The sequence below is a fragment of the Mesorhizobium sp. M2E.F.Ca.ET.209.01.1.1 genome (assembly GCF_004010375.2).
Lineage (GTDB): Bacteria > Pseudomonadota > Alphaproteobacteria > Rhizobiales > Rhizobiaceae > Mesorhizobium.
In genome coordinates this window covers 1-292 of the sequence record NZ_SADP02001138.1, presented here as the reverse complement: position 1 = coordinate 292, position 292 = coordinate 1, and the positions used below count along the sequence as shown (strand labels likewise).

1 pseudogene is annotated in these 292 nt (G+C 70.5%); it reads right to left on the bottom strand.

Annotated elements, in window-relative coordinates:
• Positions 1–292, bottom strand: a pseudogene (locus EN852_RS39445) (aminopeptidase P family protein); the annotation flags it as partial.

The following is a 292-nucleotide window of genomic DNA, read 5'->3' as shown; positions in this document are numbered from 1 at the left end:
CGGAAATCGTGTCGAAGGACACGTCGCGCAGCGGCATCTGCGTTTCCTCGCCGGTCTGCCGGCGCACCTCCTCGAGCCTGGTGACGACGGCTATTTCGTCCAGCGTGCCGGGCTTCTGGCGGTCGAGCCAGCATAGCAGCTTGGCGACCGCGGCGCCGTCGCGGCGATGCGCGGCGCGGCTGCCGGCGATCTCGGCCTGGTTCTTGGTGGCGCGCGGGATGCGCGCCGGGTCGGCGGCCAGCACGACCGTGCCGCCATTGTCCTCGACCAGCATTCTCAGCTTGTCAGCCGC